Raw genomic sequence first — 18,958 nt, 5'->3', positions numbered from 1 at the left:
TTACACTAAATATGTGAAATTATTAACAAGGAGCGTCGTTATGCGAGAAAAAACAGATACACTGCCAAAAGCAACTGCGAAAAGGTTACCTTTATATTTACGCTACTTAAAGATGCTGGATGACTCAGGCATAAGTAGAATCAAATCAAATGAGTTCAGCGAAATCACCCAAATTCCTTCTGCAACGATCCGCAGAGACTTCTCGCAATTAGGCGAGCTAGGCAGAAGCGGATATGGCTATGATGTCCCTTTCCTTATCGATGTATTCAATAATATCCTTAATACTAAAGAAGAAAAACGAATCGCATTAGTTGGATACGGAAATCTTGGCAAAGCATTGAAACACAACAATTTTAGAAGAAATGAAAATCTAAATATCGTGTGCGTCTTTGATAATGATCCAGCACTGATCAATCGAGTCATTGATGGAGAAATGATCTATCCGATTGATCGTTTCGCAGAGATAGCCAAAGCAAAAAATGTGACAGTAGCAATCTCTACGGTACCAAGTAAATATTCACAATCTGCTATTGATGAAATTGTCAAAGGGGATGTAACCGCTATCCTTAACTTTGCACCTGACCGAGTAACTGTCCCAGCTTATGTCAATGTTCAATACATTGATTTGACAACCGAGTTACAGACGCTTATTTACTTTGATGAGAATTACTCAGAAGTTTTTTCTTAGGAAAATTTGAGTAGGCTTATTGATCTTGCAAGGATCCGTCGTAATTCTTTCAAAAATTTTTTAATACTAAATGAAGTGGTTTTTTCACGACCACTTGTTGACTAAAAAAAAAAACATTGTAGAATGAAGCATAACGCTGAACAAGAGGAGTAACTGGCACATTCATTCTTAGAGAGAGAACTATCTGCTGAAAGGTTCTCAATGACAACCAGTGAAGGTAGCTTGGGAGTTTCTGTCTTGAATGGAGTAGAGATAGACGAGTCGTGATCGTTAACTCACTTGAGAGGCAATAATGATTGATTATTGCAATTTAGGTGGTACCGCGTAAATCATACGTCCTAAAATACGAAAGTATTTTAGGACGTTTTTTAGTTTAAAGGAGGAAAACAGCATGACGGAAGAAAATAATCTATCAACAAAATATAACCCGCAAGAAGTTGAAGCTGGACGTTATCAGCATTGGTTAGAACAAGATTTGTTTAAACCGAGTGGAGATAAAAAAGCAAAACCTTATTCAATCGTGATCCCACCCCCAAATGTTACCGGAAAACTTCATTTAGGGCATGCTTGGGATACGACCTTGCAAGATATGCTGATTCGTCAAAAGAGAATGCAAGGATATGATACTTTATGGTTGCCTGGTATGGACCATGCAGGAATCGCGACACAAGCAAAGGTAGAAGCAAAGCTTAGAGAGCAAGGAATTTCTCGCTATGATCTAGGTCGTGAAAAGTTCATCGATCAAGTGTGGGAATGGAAAGAAGAGTATGCAAGTCATATCCGTGAACAGTGGGCTAAAATGGGATTATCTTTAGATTACAGCAGAGAACGTTTTACATTAGATGACGGATTATCTGAAGCAGTACGTAAAGTTTTTGTTACCTTATATGAAAAAGGGTTGATCTATCGCGGTGAATACATCATCAATTGGGACCCTCAAGCACGAACAGCTCTATCTGATATCGAAGTTATTCATAAAGACATTGAAGGCGCCTTTTACCATATGAGCTATGAACTGGCAGATGGATCAGGCGTAGTAGAAATTGCGACGACCCGGCCAGAAACGATGTTGGGAGATACGGCGATTGCTGTTCACCCAGAAGACGAGCGTTATCAAGCGCTGATCGGCAAAAAAGTGATTCTACCTTTAGTCAATAAAGAAATCCCAATCATTGCAGATGAATATGTAGATATGGAGTTTGGGACAGGTGTAGTAAAAATCACTCCAGCACATGATCCAAACGACTTTGAGGTAGGTAATCGTCATGATCTCCCACGAGTGAATGTGATGGATGATGATGGCACGATGAATGAACTAGCAGGAAAATATGCTGGAATGGATCGTTTTGCTGCTCGTAAAGCAATCGTGCAAGATCTAAAAGAAATCGGCCGATTGATCAAAATCGATACGATGGTCCATAGTGTGGGACATTCCGAGCGGACAGGTGTCGTTGTCGAACCTCGATTGTCTACTCAATGGTTTGTAAAAATGGCGCCGTTAGCAAAAAAAGCCATTGATAACCAAGAAACAGATCAAGCAGTGGAATTCTTCCCTCCAAGATTCAATCAAACATTTTTACGTTGGATGGAAAATGTCCATGACTGGGTAATTTCACGACAATTATGGTGGGGACATCAAATCCCTGCATGGTATCACAAAGAAACAGGCGAAATGTATGTAGGAATGGAAGCACCAGCTGATAGTGAAAACTGGGTCCAAGATCCGGATGTTTTAGACACTTGGTTTAGTTCAGCATTGTGGCCTTTTTCAACGATGGGCTGGCCAGACACGGAAAGCGAAGATTATAAGCGGTACTTCCCTACTAGCACCTTAGTAACTGGTTATGACATCATTTTCTTCTGGGTAAGCCGAATGATCTTCCAAAGTTTGGAATTTACTGGCGAACGACCATTTGAGAATGTCTTGATCCATGGATTGATTCGTGACGAACAAGGGCGGAAGATGAGTAAATCATTAGGTAATGGGATCGATCCGATGGAAGTAATCGAAAAGTATGGAGCAGATGCTCTTCGTTGGTTCTTATCGAATGGTTCTGCACCAGGACAAGATGTTCGCTTCAGCTATGAAAAAATGGATGCTTCATGGAACTTTATCAATAAAATCTGGAATGCTTCACGTTTCGTTATCATGAATATCGAAGGAATGACCGTAGAAGAGATCGATTTATCTGGAGAAAAATCAGTGGCTGACCGTTGGATTCTTACTCGTTTGAACGAAACAGTCGCACGTGTAACTGAATTATTTGATCGTTTTGAATTTGGTGAAGCCGGTAGACAACTGTATAACTTTATCTGGGATGATTTTTGTGACTGGTATATCGAAATGAGCAAAGAAGTACTTTATGGAGATGATGCTGTTTCAAAACAAACAACACGTAGTATCCTAGTCCATACCTTGGATCAGATTTTGCGTTTGTTGCATCCAATCATGCCATTTGTCACAGAAGAAATATGGGAACATATTCCTCATCAAGGAAATTCTCTAGTAGTAGCAGAATATCCTGTGGTACGTCCAGAGTTTGACGATGAAACTGCTTCTAAAGGAATGGAAGTATTGAAGGAATTGATTCGAGCCGTTCGAAATATTCGTTCAGAAGTGAATACACCATTGTCTAAACCAATTACGCTATTAATCAAAACAAACGATGCTAAAATCGATCAATTTTTAGTTGAAAATACAAGCTACATCGAACGCTTCTGCAACCCAGAAGAGTTGACGATATCAAGTGAGATCACTGCACCAGATCTAGCGATGTCAGCTGTTCTGACAGGTGCAGAAATCTTCTTGCCGTTAGCAGGATTAATCAATATCGAAGAGGAAATCAAACGATTAGAAAAAGAACTGGAAAAATGGACAAGCGAAGTGAAACGTGTCCAAGGAAAACTTTCTAATGAACGGTTTGTTTCTAATGCGCCGGAAGAAGTAGTAGAGGCAGAACGTGCAAAAGAAAAAGATTATTTAGAGAAGCAAACGGCTGTCAAAGAACGAATCGAAAGTTTGCGTACTATTCAATAAAAGCGGGGAATACCACTTATTCCGAATAAGGGGATGTGACATAATTATTGTCGCATCCTCTTTTTTAGTCTACTCTGATTACTTAGAAAAAAGAGCGATTTATCATGTATCCGGAGCAGATTTTTTTCTCTATCGTCCTTTTATTTTTCTTATGTCTTCTATTTGTTATAATAAAAGAGAAATGGGGGAATTGTTGATGACGATTGAAGAAGCAATAGAATGGATCCATAGTCGATTACCATTTGGTTCACGTCCTGGTCTTGACCGAGTCGAAGCTTTATTAGAAGTGGTAGGTCATCCGGAGAGGAAAGTAAAAACGATCCATATCGCTGGAACAAACGGAAAAGGGTCTACTGTAGCCTATTTGAGAAGCCTATTAGAAGAAGCTGGTCTGATAGTTGGAACGTTTACTTCACCTTATATCGAAACGTTCAATGAACGGATTGCAATCAATGGCAAAAGTATCCCAGACAATGACTTGATCCAGCTTGTAAAAAAATATCAGCCGCTGATCAAACAACTTGATCAATTTGAAGCAGTAGCTGGTATCACTGAATTTGAGACATTAACAGCAATGGCATTTGATTATTTTTTTATGAAGAAAGTAGACGTAGCGATTATTGAAGTGGGCTTAGGTGGCTTATTGGATTCTACCAATGTAGCTGTACCGATGCTAACTGGAATAACAACGATTGGGCTTGATCATACCGAGATACTTGGAGAGACGATTGGAGAAATCGCTGCGCAAAAAGCAGGAATCATCAAACAAGGCGTTCCAGTTGTCACAGGAAACATCGGCCCAGAAGCTTTTAATGTCATCAAACAAACAGCTAAAGAAAAAAATGCGATGCTTTATGTATACGGGGAAAATTATAAAATAAACTATCTGCATCCTGATGAGACTTGGGGAGAAGTATTTGAATTCTTTAATGAAGCAGGGAAAATCCCTCAACTAACCACGCCGCTTTTAGGGCAACATCAAGCTGAAAATGCAGGAGTAGCCATCGAATTGTATTTTGTTTACTGTCAATTGGAAAAGCTGCCTTTCCGAGAAAAAGATGTTTTGAAGGGGTTGAAGAAATCTCGATGGCCAGGAAGAATGGAGCGTTTGAGTAACGAGCCATTAGTTGTTTTAGATGGTGCCCATAATACGCATGCAATGAACCGGCTTGTTGAGAATTTGAAAAAAGAATTCAAAGGATATCAAATCAACATTTTGTTTTCCGCCTTACGGACTAAAAATGTTAGAGAAATGCTAGAACGATTGCAGCAAGTACCAAATGTCCATATTTATTTGACGACCTTTGAACATCCAAAAGCCATCGAATTAAGTGAAGTATCAGATTTAGCAAGTGAAAGAGTATCAATTGTTTCATTGTGGCAATTCGGATTAGCAGATATATTGGAAAAGATGACAAATGAAGATGTATTAGTTGTGACCGGTTCGCTTTATTTCATTTCAGAAGTTCGTCATTTATTAATACAATTAGGAGGAGACCATGAAGTATAATGCAGTGATTTTTGATATGGATGGTTTATTGTTTGACACAGAGTTAGTATATTACGAGGCTTCACAAGTAGTAGCAGATAGGATGGGTTTTCCATATGATAAAGACCTGTATTTAAAATTCTTAGGTGTTTCCGATGAAGAAGTGTGGGCGAATTATCATATGATTTTTGCGGAATTCGGCAAAACAAGCGTACAAAGATTTATAGATGATTCATACCAGGAAACGCTTGAGCGCTTTTCACAAGGAGCTGTACAAATGAAGCCAGGGGTGTTGGAACTCCTCTCTTTTTTAGAAGAACATCAGATTCCCAAAGTTGTCGCTTCCAGTAACCAACGAGCTGTCATTGAACTTTTATTGAAGAAGAACAATCTGTTTGAACGATTTGAGACGATTATTTCCGCAGAGAATGTCCAACGAGCAAAACCAGATCCGGAAATTTTTTTATTAGCCAATCATAAATTAGGTACAGCTAAGAAAGAAACATTGATTTTAGAAGATTCACAAAATGGTATTTTAGCAGCTTCTGCGGCTGAGATCCCTGTAGTCATGGTGCCAGATTTGCTTCCGCCTTCCCAAAAATTGATCAAAAAAACGGCTGGGGTCGTTTCTTCTTTGCATGAAATCCCTGCATTGATAAAATAAAAATCCATCTCTTTTCGTATCTTATTTTAGAAAAGATAGAAAGGAGATGTTTTTTTGGAAAAACGATTGATGAAAGAAGTACCAACTAGCTCTTTACCAAGAGAACGTATGGAAATTTATGGAGCTGAAGCTTTATCGGATCAGGAGCTTTTAGCCATTTTACTGCGTACTGGTCAACACCCTCATAGTGTGATGTCGATTGCTGGCAATCTGTTAAAAACGTTTGGTGGATTGGCTTCTTTACGACAGGCGACTTTGCATGAGTTAGAAGAGATTCGAGGGATAGGACGTGTGAAAGCAATCGAAATCAAAGCCTTGATCGAGTTAGGCCGCCGCATTCAGACGGACCAAGAAAGAGCAGCTCCGGCCATTCGTACTAGCCATGAACTGGCACAACAATTGATTCTGGAAATGAAAGATTACAAACAGGAACATTTGATTTGTATTTATTTGGACACGAAGAATCAAGTGATCTTAAAAAAGACAGTGTTCATCGGTTCGCTGAATCAGTCAGTCGCTCATCCTAGAGAAATATTTCATTATGCTGTACGTTATTGCGCGGCAAGAATCGTTTTAGCACATAATCATCCGTCTGGTAATGTTATTCCATCACAACAGGATATGAATTTTACTAAAAGGATACAAAAGTGTGGAGAAATGATGGGTATCACTGTACTGGATCATTTGATCATCGGACGTAAACGATATTTTAGTTTGAGAGAAGAAGGATTAATGGAAGAGAAGTAAGTTGCTTTCTTGCAAAAAAAATGAAGCAAGTGTACAATTATATTGTAATTTTGTTTGGGAATAGAAGTTGAAACATCTGTTGCACCTCTATCGTACACGAGCAATGTTACAATTTAAATAAGTGCTTTTGGCACGAGGAGGATATTATTATGGAAAACGGAACAGTAAAATGGTTCAACGCTGAAAAAGGATTTGGATTTATCTCACGTGAAGATGGAAGCGACGTATTCGTTCACTTCTCTGCTATCCAAGGTGACGGATTCAAAACATTAGAAGAAGGTCAAGCAGTGACTTTCGACGTTGAAGAATCAGACCGTGGCCCACAAGCTGCAAACGTTGTAAAAGCTTAATTTTATCTGTAAATTAAATTGATGGTAGGCATCAATTTTTACGAGAGAACAAAGCGAGTAACAAAAATACCTGCCACAAGAGGAAATTTCTCTTGTGGCAGGTATTTTTGTATGAAAAAGTAAATAAATTTTAAGAGGTTGTGAAAAAGCTGCCCTGTATCAAGTAATAAGAACAGCCAAATAAAAACAACTTGTCCTGTTTTCCGTTTGGTTTCTCTTATACTCAGATCAGAGCACTAATTTCACAACCTCTTACTTATTCTTCATCTGGTGTCATGACCATCGGTAAAATCATTGGATGCCTTTCTGTACGTTCGAATAAGAATGGCTGAAGCGCGCCAGTCATCGCTTCTTTCAATTTATATTCTGAACAGTCAGGTCCATTTAAACATTCTCTTAAAGCATGGAATAAGATTCGCTGAGCTTCATTGATCATTTCTCCTGATTCTCGCATGTAAACAAATCCACGAGAGAGAATATCTGGACCAGCTAAGATTTCTTTTTCTTGATATCTACTGTTGCAACAGCTAATACAAGACCTTCTTCTGAAAGCAAGTGACGGTCACGTAAAACGACATTACCGATATCACCGATTCCGCTACCATCGATATACACATCCCCAGCCACAAAATGCCCAGCAGGACGTGCAGAATCGCTAGTTAACGCTAAAACATCGCCATTTTCCATGATGAAGCAGTTTTCTGCAGGAACACCTACATCTTGTGCTAGAGAAGCATGGACTTTCAGCATGCGGAATTCCCCATGGACAGGGATAAAATATTTTGGTTTCATCAAGCGAAGCATCAATTTTTGTTCTTCTTGTCCACCGTGACCAGAAGTATGGATGTTATTGATTTTTCCATGGATTACTTCTGCGCCAGCTTCAGACAGCAAGTTGATCAAATGATTGACACTTGTCGTATTACCAGGGATAGGTGAACTTGAAAAGATCACTGTATCGTCTGGCTGGATTTGGATTTGACGGTGGGTACCATTTGCAATACGGCTCAAAGCGGCCATCGCTTCCCCTTGAGAACCTGTACATAGGATCATCGTTTCGTTAGCAGGCAAGCGATTGATTTCATGTGCATCTACAAATGTGCCGTCTGGAACTTTGATATATCCTAAACGTTGGCCATTGACAATGGCATTTTCCATGCTACGTCCGAAAACAGCGATTTTACGACCAGTCGCCACAGCGGCATCTGCTGCTTGCTGCAAACGGAAGATATTAGAAGCAAAGCTGGCAAAAATAATACGACCTTCGATTTTTGAAAAGATCTTCAAGATAGAATGACCAATCGTTTTTTCTGATTTAGTAAATGTTGGAATCTCAGCATTTGTACTATCAGATAAAAGGCACAAGACACCTTCTTCCCCGATACGAGCCATTTTATGCAAGTTTGCTGGTTCGCCAACGGGAGTGAAATCAAACTTGAAGTCTCCAGTCGCTACGATATTACCAGAAGGTGTTTTCACCACGATTCCTAATGCGTCTGGGATACTATGAGTTGTTCTGAAAAAGCTGACAGAAGTTTTTCTAAAACGAATGATCGTATCTTCATTGATTTCATGAAGCTCTGCCTCTCGAAGCAAGCCATGCTCATCTAATTTGTTCGTGATCAACGCTAATGCGAGAGGACCAGCATAGATAGGAATATTTGCTTGTTTTAGCAAGTAGGGTATTCCGCCGATGTGGTCTTCGTGCCCGTGAGTAATCACTAGGGCTTTTACTTTGTGCAAGTTTTGTATGATGTAGCTGTAGTCGGGAATGACATAGTCAATTCCAAGTAGATCGTCTTCCGGGAACTTGATCCCGGCATCAATCAAAATGATTTCATCTTGGAATTGTACCCCATACGTATTTTTCCCGATTTCACCTAATCCACCAATAGCAAAGACGCCTGTCTCATTATTTTTGATGGAAAGTTTCATATTAAAACTCCACTAATGAGAAATCAGCATTTTCTTTTTCGTATTCTAGATGACTTCCTTCTAGAAGTTGAACGAATTCAATATTGTATGGGGTATTTTCTTCCACACGTTGGCGAGCGTCTACATCGCTTTTTGCCTCAATGTAAAGAGATTTTGTTTCTTCCCGTTTAGGGTTACGTACTTTTGTTTCTTGATAATAAACTTTATAGATCATTGTTTTGTCTCCTTTATCTGCGTAAAGCAGTGATTTAGCTAGTTGATTTTTTTAGACAACACAAAACGAGGGGACAAGCCACCTAGTTTTTCATATGCTTTGACTAGAATACTGGATTCGAGTCAAAGAGACAAGCCTCGTTTTTGCTCATCTGTTCGGATATTTTTTCAACCGTACCTTCTGTATAAAAAATATACAACAATTAATTGTTATTCTAGCATAAAACAGCAAATAAGTATAGAAATCAACTAGATTGAAAGAAAAAATCAACGTTTATCATTTTACTATAATTATAATGACTTTTTTATGAGAGAAGTGTTCTATTAATAGGTTCGTTGTGCTATCATTTTTAGTAATGAAAATGTAACAAAAGATTAAAAGGAGATGAGAAAGTGAAACTAATGTGGCATTATACCATGCGTTATAAGAAATTCTTGTTTTTCAATTTCATATGCGTATTCGGTTTTATTTTGATTGAATTAGGACTTCCTACGATTTTAGCACGTATGATTGATGTAGGAATCCGCAATGATGATTTTGATTATGTGAAACAGCAAGGGATATTTATGATCGTTATTACCGTAATCGGTATTATTTTGAATATCTTGTTAGGTTATTTTGGTTCGAGGATCACGACCAATATCGTAGCAGATATTCGAGATGATTTGTTCGAAAAGATCCAAAGCTATTCGCATCAGGAGTACGAAAATTTAGGCGTATCTTCCTTGATTACTCGTACAACAAATGATGCTTATCAGATCATGTTGTTCCTGCAAAATATTTTGCGTATCGGTTTCATGGCGCCGATGATGTTCGTTGTCAGTTTGTACATGGTCATGCGTACAAGTGTGACACTCAGCTTGTATGTAGTAGGCGCATTGCCTTTGCTATTATTGGCGGTCGTAGCGATTGCTAAGGTGTCTGAGCCGTTATCTAAAAAACAACAAAAAAACTTAGATAAAATCAATAGTATCTTGCGGGAAAACCTTTCAGGATTGCGTGTGATTCGTGCATTCGTCAATGAAAAGTTTGAAGAAAAACGCTTTGCTGTAGTCAACGAGAATTATGCTGCTAGTTCGAAAAGCTTGTTCCGTTTGATGGCTGTTGCACAACCAGGTTTTTATTTCTTATTTAATATCGTGATGGTATTGATCATTTGGAGCGGGGCAGTGCAAATCGATGCTGGCGAACTTCGGGTAGGAGATTTGATTGCATTTATCGAGTATATATTCCATGCCTTATTCTCATTCATGTTATTTGCCAGTGTGTTCATGATGTATCCAAGAGCAGCCGTTTCAGCTGGACGTATCCAAGAGGCACTAGATGCCAAACCTTCGATTGTAGAAGATCCAAATGGTATATCGGATACGAAGACTAAAGGGTATATCGAATTTCAAAATGTAACATTTGCTTATCCAGGCCATTCGCAAGAGCCAGTGATTCGAAATGTCAGTTTTACAGCCTCTCCAGGAGAAACCGTTGCTTTTATTGGAAGTACCGGTAGCGGAAAATCTACGTTGATTCAATTGATTCCTCGCTTTTATGATGTGAGTGAAGGAAAGATCTTGGTCGATGGAGTAGACGTGAGAGATTATCGGTTAAGCAAGTTGCGAGATAAGATTGGGTTTATTCCGCAAAAAGCGCTGCTATTTACTGGAACGATTGCCGATAATTTGCGATACGGGAAAGAAGATGCCACACAAGAAGAAATGGAACGTGCAGCTGAGATTGCTCAAGCTTCAGAATTCATTTCTCGAAAACCAGATGGATTTGACGAACATTTATCAGAAGGTGGTTCCAATTTTTCAGGTGGACAAAAACAACGATTGGCAATAGCCAGAGCCATCATACGCCGTCCGGAAATCTATATTTTTGATGACAGCTTTTCTGCATTAGATTATCAAACGGATGCGAAGTTACGTGCTCGTCTGAAAAAAGAAACAACAGAGTCTACTGTGTTGATCGTAGCACAACGTGTGGGAACGATCATGCATGCAGATAAGATCATCGTATTAAATGAAGGAGAAGTCGTCGGTATGGGGACACATCGGGAGTTGTTGGAAAAATGCCCGATTTATTATGATATTGCCGCTTCTCAATTATCAAAGGAGGAACTAGCATGAAAAAAACCTTTTCTTCCTTAAAACGTTTAGCTCGATATATCAGACCGTATCGTGGGACATTTCTTCTAGTGATCCTATTTACAGTTCTGACAGTGGCTTTCAACGTGGCTTTGCCATATGTTACAGGACTTCCTACTACAGAAATCAGTCGTAATATTGCCAATGGCGAATCAATCAATTTTTCTTATATATTCAAATGTCTTATTTGGATCACAGTGGTCGGAATAGGGTATTGTATTTCGCAATTGCTTTCTGGGGTTTTGATGACAAATGTCGTTCAAAGTGCCATGCATGATTTGCGAAGAGACATAGAAGAAAAAATCAATCGCCTTCCGGTTTCTTATTTCGATAAAAACCAACAAGGAAATATTTTGTCTCGTGTGACGAATGATGTAGATGCAGTCAGCGGTGCTTTACAACAAGCTTTTATTGGAATCGTAAATGCGATATTGGGAATTACGTTGGCTGCAGCAATGATGTTTTATATCCAGCCGATGATGGCGCTGATCTCTATGATCATGATTCCAACATCGATCTGGATCTCCAAACGAGTAATCAATGCTTCGCAGAAATATTTTCAAAGCATGCAGAATTCGCTTGGTGAGCTAAACGGCTACGTTCAAGAAAATATGACAGGTTTCAGTGTATTGAAAGTATACGGACGCGAAAAAGAAACATTGGAAGGATTCAAAAAAGTAAATCACAGCTTGAAATACTTTGGGTTCCGCGCAGCGTTCATTTCTGGGTTGATGATGCCATTAGTTCAACTAACTGCCTATGCTACTTATATTGGTATGGCTGTTCTAGGAAGTTTCTATGTTATTACTGGGGCGATCGTTGTTGGTCAACTTCAGGCATTCATCCAATATATTTGGCAAATCAGCCAGCCGATGGGGAACGTGACCCAATTGTCTTCTGTTTTGCAAAGTGCATCAGCGGCAACAAAACGTGTATTCGAGATTTTAGATGAGCCAGAAGAAAAAGAAAACAAAGTAGATGTTTCACTGCCAGAAACGATTTTAGGAGATGTGACATTCGATCATGTCGATTTTGCGTATGATCCGAAGAAACCATTGATTCAAGATTTGAACTTTGAAGTGAAAGCAGGTCAAACCGTGGCTGTCGTCGGTCCGACCGGTGCCGGCAAGACGACCTTGATCAATCTATTGATGCGTTTTTACGACGTAGACAAAGGAGCTATCAGGATCGACGGGATTGATACCAAATCAATGAGCCGCAGTGACGTCCGTTCGCTATTTGGTATGGTCTTACAAGATGCATGGCTCTATCAAGGAACGATTGCCGATAATATCCGTTTCGGAAAGCTTGATGCGACAGATTATGAAGTAGTAGATGCTGCAAAAACAGCAAACGTAGACCATTTTATCCGGACAATGCCAGATGGATATGAGATGCCCATAAATGCTGAGGGAGACAATGTGTCTTTAGGACAAAAACAGTTACTCACGATTGCCCGAGCAGTGGTTTCAGATCCTAAAATTTTGATTTTGGATGAAGCGACAAGTTCAGTAGACACTCGTTTAGAAGCGTTGATTCAAAAAGCGATGGATCGCGTGATGGAGGGGCGGACAAGTTTTGTCATTGCTCACCGTTTATCGACGATACGCGATGCAGATCTGATTCTAGTGATGGATCAAGGTCAGATCATTGAAAAAGGAACACATGAGAGTTTATTGGCACAAGGCGGATTTTATGAAAAACTGTATAACAGCCAATTTGCTGAGGAAGCAGGATAAATCATAGAAGGATAAAACAGTTTGAAACTTATTTTTTGTTCTCCTTTCTTGATAATGGTAAAGTAAGGTTATCAAAAAAAGTGAGGGCACGGAGATGGAACAGTTTTTAAATGAAAAAATCACTGAAGCCAAAAGAGAAATTGATCGTTTAACGCACGTCTGTCAGACAAAACCACTTGATTCAGCTGATTTTTTTGAAAATGAGTTTCAAATCGAACGCTTGGCAGCACAAATCGAAGTGTACGAATTAGTTTTGAAGAAAGTAATAGAAGAAAATATAGAGGTACAATAAACAGGTAAAACGTCAGTTTACCAGATAGCGCAAATAGGCATCTGGACTGAGCAGGTTTTACCTGTTTTTTTCTTATAAAATAAATATATGCTATGATACATTTATTCAATAGGATTAGTTTCTACAAAAAACGAAAGGAGAAAATAGAGATGGAACGGTTTATAGCATCAAATGCTACAGTGATTGGTGACGTGACATTGTCAGAAGATGTGACGATCTGGTATCAAGCAGTTTTACGCGGGGACAGTAATTGGATAAAAGTAGGACAAAGAACGAATATACAAGATGGTACAATCGTCCATGTCGATCATGATGCACCTGTGGATATTGCGGAGAATGTGACGGTAGGACATCAGTGCATGCTACATGGCTGTACAATCGAAAAAGGGGCGCTGATCGGGATGGGAACCACGATATTGAATCATGCGGTTATTGGTGAGAATAGTTTGATTGGTGCTGGATCATTAGTAACAGAAGGAAAAGTTATTCCTCCTAATGTCTTGGCGTTTGGTCGCCCAGCTAAAGTGATCCGACCTTTAACAAAAGAAGAAATCCAAAAAAACAAAGAAAACATCCAGCATTATGTCGAAATAGGTCGGATGCATGCGCAAGGAAAATTCAAGGAGCAAAGATAGGCAGTAGCATCCATAAAAATAAAAAAAGGATGGTCAGTTTGAGCTGGCCATCCTTTTTTTGGTTTAGATAAGAGAGCTTAAAAAGCTTCCTTTGAAACAGATTAATTTAATGAAGAACTGTTTTCCATGACTTCATCAATCAATCCATATGCTTTTGCTTGTTCAGCTGTCATATAGTTGTCACGGTCTGTATCTTTTTCAATCACTTCAAGCGGTTGGCCAGTGCGTTCAGCTAAAATTTTGTTTAAGCGTTCGCGTGTTTGTAAAATATGACGTGCCGCAATTTCGATTTCGGTTGCTTGACCTTGAGCGCCGCCAAGAGGTTGATGGATCATAATCTCAGCATTTGGTAAAGCAAATCGTTTCCCTTTTGTACCAGCTGTCAGCAAGAAGCTTCCCATTGAAGCAGCCATACCCATAACGATTGTTTGGACATCAGCTTTGACAAAGTTCATTGTGTCGTAGATAGCCATACCTGCTGTAACTGAACCACCAGGAGAATTGATATAAAGATAGATATCTTTTTCAGAATCTTGAGCATCTAAGAAAAGCAATTGGGCGATGATCGAATTAGCAAGATCATCAGTTACTTGGCCGCTTAACATGATGATACGGTCTTTCAATAAACGTGAGTAGATATCATAAGCTCTTTCGCCTCGTGATGATTGTTCAATGACTGTAGGAATTAAATTCATAATAGAGTTCCTCCTTGTTTTCGTTTAGAAATAGTGTACCATAATTTAGTTTCTAATACCTAAAAAGTAGTATACATTTTTGGTCAAAAAAGGTCAAATAAAAAACTTAGGCAAATTAGTCGCATAAACCTGCTTTATGGTATGATAAGCAGAGAAGCAAAACAAGGAGGAACAACAGATTGATAGTTGGTATTACCGGTCTTATCGGCGTGTTGACGGGTGCTGTAGTTGTCTATATCGGCATGATACTGCAAATGCGTCACTTGGAAAATAAAGAACAGCGTAGACGTGAATTGGAATTGAAAGTCAAAGAAATCGAGACGCTGAACCAATTAAATAAAAAGATCAACGAGATCTTGCAAAAACGGACGACGCTGATGGAAGAATATGTCAGCTTTGATGCATTCGATGATTGTTATATCACGATTGACGATTTTGCATATCTCCAATCATTTTCAGCGCAGAATAGTTTTTATCTGCCAAATTATATTTTAGACGAGCTGTTTAAGAACATCTCCCATCGAAAAGTGATTTTATCTCCAGATGAAACAATGAAGATTGGTGGATATGCTTATAAAGGCGGACGCGTGATTTTAGAGAATTTTACGGATAGTTTGACTGAAATGATCAATGAAAAAAAAGCACAGTTGAAGACTATGACGCGCCAGCCGATTGGTTTCTTCTCGAAAGATGATGTTTGGAGCTGATATTTTGAAGTATTGCCGTTGCACATGAGAGCGTGGCAATGCTTTCTTTTTTTCTTAATGATACAATAGAATTGAACGGAGTGAAGAAAGATGTTACAAATCTATGCTCATCGCGGAAGCAGCGGTACCCACCCAGAAAATACGCTTCCTGCATTTGCAGAAGCTGTACGAGTGGGTGCAGATGGTATCGAACTAGATGTTCATCTAAGCAAAGATGGTTATTTGATCGTTATGCATGATGAAGAAGTGGATCGGACGACTAACGGTAAAGGGCTGATTCGAGAAAAAACATTGGAAGAACTCAAAAAATTGAATGCAGGAGGCAAATTCAGCAAAGAATTTCCAGCAGCTAAAGTCCCTGAATTGAAAGAAGTTTTAGGACTGCTTCTCCAAAAAAATTACCGAGGGATGCTAATGATTGAAATTAAAACTGATCAGTATGAATATCCCGGTATCGAAGAAAAATTAGCCGAAACATTAAAAAGCAGAGATTGGCCTTTTCAACATGCATATTGCAGCTTTCATTTGGCTTCTTTGGAAAAAATCGCGTTATTGGAACCAGAGATACAGCTGGACTTATTGATGAGTACTTCTGATAAAAAGATCCAACTAGCAGCAGAAACCCCTTATATAGAAGGAGTACATCCAAAAAATACTTGGTTGTTCGAACATCCTGTCCAGGCAGCTGATTTTCCAAAAGCAATTCGTGCATGGACGATCAATGATGAAGAAGAAATGGCCAAATGTCAAGAACTCAAAATAGATGGAATAATAACTGATTTTCCGGAGAAAGCTCTTCGGTGGAAACAATCAACGAAAAGTAGGTAAAATATGGAAAAAGTATTAGTGATCGTCGGTCCGACAGCAGTCGGTAAAACAGCGCTAAGTGTGGAACTCGCACAACTATTTAGAGGAGAGATCATCAGCGGTGATTCATTGCAAATCTATAAAAATCTGGATATCGGTACAGCAAAAATCAAAGAAGAAGAGATGAATGATGTTCCGCATCATTTGATTGATGTGATCGAACCTACTCAACATTACTCAGCCGCTGATTTTCAGCGTTCAGGTCGACAATTGATTACTGAGATTGCGAACCGAGAGCATCTACCTATCATAGCTGGTGGCACGGGTCTGTATATCCAATCTCTTCTATACGATTACCAGTTAGGGGCGACAGAAGAAGCGAATCCTGAGATTAGAAAAAAGTATGAAACGTTAGCCGAGACAATTGGTTCCAAAGCGTTATGGAATCAGTTGAAAGAAAAAGACCCGGCAGCTGCTGAGAAAATCCACTGGAACAATCAGCGCAAAGTGATAAGAGCTCTGGAAGTTTTGGAGACGACAGGGCATAGTATCACGGCACCTAAAGAAGAGCCAAAGCGTTTATATGATTACCTCATGATTGGGTTAGATACGAAGCGTGATGTCCTGTATGATCGAATCAATCATAGAGTCGATTTGATGCTAGCAGAAGGCTTGGTAGCAGAAGCACGTAAGGTATATGAGCTTGGAGAAGTCCAAGCCAGTCAAGGGATTGGATATAAAGAATTTTTCCCTTATTTTGAAGGGAAAGAAACATTGGAAGAAGCAACAGAACAAGTCAAATTACATTCGAGAAGATACGCGAAACGTCAGTTAACGTGGTTTCGGAACCGTTTGGATGCACAGTGGTTTGATCTTATAAGTGAGCCAAATCAAAAAAGTCAGATTGAGCAAACAATCAAAAAATGGCTGGAGGCGGAATAAAATGGAAGAAAAAGTAATCATCGTAGGGGTAGAAACCGAAGCAAACCAGCGTTACTTTTCAGAGTCAATGGAAGAGCTAGTTCAGCTGACGAACACCGCATCAGGAGAAGTCGTATTCACAATTACACAGAAGAGACCACAAGTAGATCGGCAAACGATTATCGGGAAAGGGAAATTACAAGAATTAGTTCAAAAAGCAGATGCGCATGAAGCAGATTTGATCATCTTTAATCATGAACTGACTCCGAGACAGAGTCAACTGATTACGGATGCTGTTGGCCTTCCGGTGATTGATCGAGTACAGCTGATCCTAGATATTTTTGCGATGCGTGCTCGTTCGAAAGAAGGAAAGCTGCAAGTTGAACTTGCTCAGTTAGAATATCTTCTGCCTCGTTTAGTGGGGCAAGGGAAAACATTGTCTCGTCTTGGTGGTGGGATTGGAACAAGAGGACCAGGTGAAACAAAGTTAGAAACAGACCGCCGACATATACGGAATAAAATTTTTGCTGTTAAGAAAGAATTGAAAGAAGTAGAAGCCCATCGAGAGCGCAATCGTCAAAAAAGAAAAAACAGTGAGATTTTTCAGATTGGTCTTATAGGCTACACGAATGCTGGAAAATCAACCATCTTGAATTTATTGACACAAGCGGATACTTATTCAAAAGATCAGTTGTTTGCAACGTTAGATCCATTGACTAAAAGATGGCGTTTTGCTGAAGGATTTGAGATTACAGTAACAGATACCGTCGGGTTCATCCAAGATCTGCCTACGCAACTGATCGATGCTTTCCATTCTACGCTAGAAGAAAGTCAGAATATGGATCTTTTGTTGCATGTAGTCGATGCCAGTTCTCCAGATCGCATTTTACAGGAGCAGACTGTACTAAAATTGATGGATGAATTGAATATGAAAGAAATGCCGATACTGACTGTTTACAATAAGGCAGACCAGATTGATCCAGCGATGTTTACGCCCACATTATTCCCTAATGTCTTGATTTCTGCTCAAACGAAAGAAGGGAAGACGGCATTGATCGAAGCAATCAAGCGTCAACTGATGGAACTGATGACACCTTATACACTGTCTGTGCCAAGCAATGAAGGACAGAAATTAAGTGAGTTGAGAAGACAAACGATGGTTTTGGACGAAGCCTACATGGAAGAATCAAACGAGTATGAAGTGAGAGGCTTTGCAAAAAATGATTCAAAATGGTTGAGAAAAAGCAAATAAAATTTTGTTTTTTTACAATAAAAATCACTGAGAAAGAATAGCATAGTACAATAAAAGTAAAAGGTATCTGGTACGAAAATCAACTAGATACCTTTTTTTGCGTTCATGTTTTTTGTTATTTTATAAAAAAATAGAGGTCTCATGTTAGAAAACCTAACATATGCAGTTGACAATATTTTTTTTAATTGGTACACTTTAGCCAACTTATAAAACGAAAGGGGACGTCTGATGGGAGAAAAGGAATTGCGCCGATCTATGTCCGTATTTCCAATTGGTACAGTTATGAAGCTGACTGATTTATCTGCTCGGCAAATTCGCTACTATGAAGAACAAGATTTAGTTCATCCGGAACGAAGTGAAGGAAATCGCCGCATGTATTCGTTGAATGATATCGATATGCTGCTTGAGATCAAAGATTATCTTTCAGACGGGTTAAACATGGCTGGGATCAAACGTGTATACGAAATGGCACAGGCGAAAAAACAAGAAGCAAAAAGCAAGAAGCCGTTGACAGATCATGACGTTCGACAAATTTTTCGTGATGAGATTTTGGCGCAAGGTGGGTTAAGCAAAACAGGTCATTATCAGTCGCAAGGATTGCAAAGACAATTCTTTGACTGAATAAATTAAAAAAGGAAGAGGGAT

17 protein-coding genes, 1 pseudogene and 1 other annotated feature are annotated in these 18,958 nt (G+C 39.2%); of the genes and pseudogenes, 15 read left to right on the top strand and 3 right to left on the bottom strand.

Annotated elements, in window-relative coordinates:
• Positions 1–40: 40 nt before the first annotated feature.
• The 6 genes from AC1F25_RS07305 to AC1F25_RS07280 all read left to right on the top strand — a co-directional run bounded on the left by AC1F25_RS07305 (position 41) and on the right by AC1F25_RS07280 (position 6,975).
• Positions 41–688 carry a redox-sensing transcriptional repressor Rex gene (locus AC1F25_RS07305; protein WP_139913830.1) on the top strand — a complete coding sequence of 216 codons (648 nt, stop codon included), beginning with the start codon at positions 41–43 and terminating at the stop codon, positions 686–688.
• Between the two features lie 127 nt (positions 689–815).
• Positions 816–1,032: a binding site (T-box leader), on the top strand.
• Positions 1,033–1,079: 47 nt separating this feature from the next.
• Positions 1,080–3,725 (top strand): valine--tRNA ligase, encoded by a 2,646-nt coding sequence (locus AC1F25_RS07300; RefSeq protein WP_002310214.1) that lies wholly within the window; start codon positions 1,080–1,082, stop codon positions 3,723–3,725.
• 196 nt (positions 3,726–3,921) lie between these two features.
• Complete coding sequence (locus AC1F25_RS07295) at positions 3,922–5,235, top strand: bifunctional folylpolyglutamate synthase/dihydrofolate synthase (RefSeq protein ID WP_479994346.1); 1,314 nt, start codon at positions 3,922–3,924, stop codon at positions 5,233–5,235.
• Entirely contained in the window at positions 5,225–5,878 is a 654-nt protein-coding gene (locus tag AC1F25_RS07290; RefSeq protein ID WP_151668873.1) for an HAD family hydrolase, read from the top strand. Before AC1F25_RS07295 ends, AC1F25_RS07290 begins: the two co-directional genes overlap by 11 nt.
• Positions 5,879–5,932: 54 nt before the next feature.
• Entirely contained in the window at positions 5,933–6,625 is a 693-nt protein-coding gene (radC, locus tag AC1F25_RS07285; protein ID WP_002314243.1) for a RadC family protein, read from the top strand.
• 149 nt (positions 6,626–6,774) lie between these two features.
• The gene (locus tag AC1F25_RS07280; protein WP_002294067.1) at positions 6,775–6,975 is read left to right on the top strand and encodes a cold-shock protein; all 201 of its coding nucleotides are present in this window, start codon (positions 6,775–6,777) and stop codon (positions 6,973–6,975) included.
• Between the two features lie 256 nt (positions 6,976–7,231).
• Here the strand turns inward: AC1F25_RS07280 and rnjA are convergent.
• A pseudogene (gene rnjA / locus AC1F25_RS07275) lies at positions 7,232–8,910 on the bottom strand (ribonuclease J1).
• Between the two features lies 1 nt (position 8,911).
• Positions 8,912–9,124 carry a DNA-directed RNA polymerase subunit epsilon gene (locus AC1F25_RS07270; RefSeq protein ID WP_002287947.1) on the bottom strand — a complete coding sequence of 71 codons (213 nt, stop codon included), beginning with the start codon at positions 9,122–9,124 and terminating at the stop codon, positions 8,912–8,914.
• A 392-nt stretch (positions 9,125–9,516) separates the two neighbouring features.
• On the opposite strand from AC1F25_RS07270, the gene efrA reads away from it, so the two are divergent.
• The 4 genes from efrA to AC1F25_RS07250 all read left to right on the top strand — a co-directional run bounded on the left by efrA (position 9,517) and on the right by AC1F25_RS07250 (position 13,931).
• Entirely contained in the window at positions 9,517–11,247 is a 1,731-nt protein-coding gene (gene efrA, locus AC1F25_RS07265) for a multidrug efflux ABC transporter subunit EfrA (protein WP_002314241.1), read from the top strand.
• Positions 11,244–13,004 carry a multidrug efflux ABC transporter subunit EfrB gene (gene efrB, locus AC1F25_RS07260; protein ID WP_002310221.1) on the top strand — a complete coding sequence of 587 codons (1,761 nt, stop codon included), beginning with the start codon at positions 11,244–11,246 and terminating at the stop codon, positions 13,002–13,004. Before efrA ends, efrB begins: the two co-directional genes overlap by 4 nt.
• A 94-nt stretch (positions 13,005–13,098) precedes the next feature.
• A complete protein-coding gene (locus AC1F25_RS07255; RefSeq protein WP_002310222.1) occupies positions 13,099–13,296 on the top strand; it encodes a hypothetical protein in 198 nt (65 codons plus the stop codon).
• A gap of 149 nt (positions 13,297–13,445) precedes the next feature.
• Positions 13,446–13,931 carry a gamma carbonic anhydrase family protein gene (locus AC1F25_RS07250; protein WP_002310223.1) on the top strand — a complete coding sequence of 162 codons (486 nt, stop codon included), beginning with the start codon at positions 13,446–13,448 and terminating at the stop codon, positions 13,929–13,931.
• Positions 13,932–14,032: 101 nt separating this feature from the next.
• Here the strand turns inward: AC1F25_RS07250 and clpP are convergent, their stop codons facing one another.
• Positions 14,033–14,626 carry an ATP-dependent Clp endopeptidase proteolytic subunit ClpP gene (gene clpP, locus AC1F25_RS07245; RefSeq protein ID WP_002289402.1) on the bottom strand — a complete coding sequence of 198 codons (594 nt, stop codon included), beginning with the start codon at positions 14,624–14,626 and terminating at the stop codon, positions 14,033–14,035.
• Positions 14,627–14,805: 179 nt separating this feature from the next.
• Here clpP and AC1F25_RS07240 point away from each other — a divergent pair, with 179 nt between their 5' ends.
• The 5 genes from AC1F25_RS07240 (at position 14,806) to AC1F25_RS07220 (ending at position 18,934) form a co-directional block, all read left to right on the top strand.
• Positions 14,806–15,333 (top strand): CAP domain-containing protein, encoded by a 528-nt coding sequence (locus tag AC1F25_RS07240; RefSeq protein ID WP_002289403.1) that lies wholly within the window; start codon positions 14,806–14,808, stop codon positions 15,331–15,333.
• Positions 15,334–15,423: 90 nt separating this feature from the next.
• Positions 15,424–16,161 (top strand): glycerophosphodiester phosphodiesterase, encoded by a 738-nt coding sequence (locus AC1F25_RS07235; RefSeq protein ID WP_002290344.1) that lies wholly within the window; start codon positions 15,424–15,426, stop codon positions 16,159–16,161.
• A 3-nt stretch (positions 16,162–16,164) separates the two neighbouring features.
• Entirely contained in the window at positions 16,165–17,082 is a 918-nt protein-coding gene (gene miaA / locus AC1F25_RS07230; protein WP_002290343.1) for a tRNA (adenosine(37)-N6)-dimethylallyltransferase MiaA, read from the top strand.
• 1 nt (position 17,083) lies between these two features.
• Entirely contained in the window at positions 17,084–18,313 is a 1,230-nt protein-coding gene (hflX, locus tag AC1F25_RS07225; RefSeq protein WP_002310225.1) for a GTPase HflX, read from the top strand.
• 228 nt (positions 18,314–18,541) lie between these two features.
• Positions 18,542–18,934 (top strand): MerR family transcriptional regulator, encoded by a 393-nt coding sequence (locus tag AC1F25_RS07220; RefSeq protein ID WP_002290339.1) that lies wholly within the window; start codon positions 18,542–18,544, stop codon positions 18,932–18,934.
• The last annotated feature ends 24 nt before the right edge of the window (positions 18,935–18,958 follow it).

This window comes from Enterococcus sp. M-BR2, from assembly GCF_056612775.1.
Note: the sequence above shows the minus strand (reverse complement) of the source record. Positions and strands in the feature narration are given on the sequence as shown.

Excerpts from the sequence above, each read along its gene's own strand:
- AC1F25_RS07290 (WP_151668873.1), top strand. The coding sequence starts at position 5,225 with ATGAAGTATAATGCAGTGATTTTTGATATGGATGGTTTATTGTTTGAC.
- efrB (WP_002310221.1), top strand. The coding sequence starts at position 11,244 with ATGAAAAAAACCTTTTCTTCCTTAAAACGTTTAGCTCGATATATCAGA.
- AC1F25_RS07280 (WP_002294067.1), top strand. The coding sequence starts at position 6,775 with ATGGAAAACGGAACAGTAAAATGGTTCAACGCTGAAAAAGGATTTGGA.
- miaA (WP_002290343.1), top strand. The coding sequence starts at position 16,165 with ATGGAAAAAGTATTAGTGATCGTCGGTCCGACAGCAGTCGGTAAAACA.
- AC1F25_RS07270 (WP_002287947.1), bottom strand. The coding sequence starts at position 9,124 with ATGATCTATAAAGTTTATTATCAAGAAACAAAAGTACGTAACCCTAAA.
- AC1F25_RS07305 (WP_139913830.1), top strand. The coding sequence starts at position 41 with ATGCGAGAAAAAACAGATACACTGCCAAAAGCAACTGCGAAAAGGTTA.
- AC1F25_RS07250 (WP_002310223.1), top strand. The coding sequence starts at position 13,446 with ATGGAACGGTTTATAGCATCAAATGCTACAGTGATTGGTGACGTGACA.
- AC1F25_RS07220 (WP_002290339.1), top strand. The coding sequence starts at position 18,542 with ATGGGAGAAAAGGAATTGCGCCGATCTATGTCCGTATTTCCAATTGGT.
- AC1F25_RS07300 (WP_002310214.1), top strand. The coding sequence starts at position 1,080 with ATGACGGAAGAAAATAATCTATCAACAAAATATAACCCGCAAGAAGTT.
- clpP (WP_002289402.1), bottom strand. The coding sequence starts at position 14,626 with ATGAATTTAATTCCTACAGTCATTGAACAATCATCACGAGGCGAAAGA.
- hflX (WP_002310225.1), top strand. The coding sequence starts at position 17,084 with ATGGAAGAAAAAGTAATCATCGTAGGGGTAGAAACCGAAGCAAACCAG.
- AC1F25_RS07295 (WP_479994346.1), top strand. The coding sequence starts at position 3,922 with ATGACGATTGAAGAAGCAATAGAATGGATCCATAGTCGATTACCATTT.
- AC1F25_RS07235 (WP_002290344.1), top strand. The coding sequence starts at position 15,424 with ATGTTACAAATCTATGCTCATCGCGGAAGCAGCGGTACCCACCCAGAA.
- AC1F25_RS07255 (WP_002310222.1), top strand. The coding sequence starts at position 13,099 with ATGGAACAGTTTTTAAATGAAAAAATCACTGAAGCCAAAAGAGAAATT.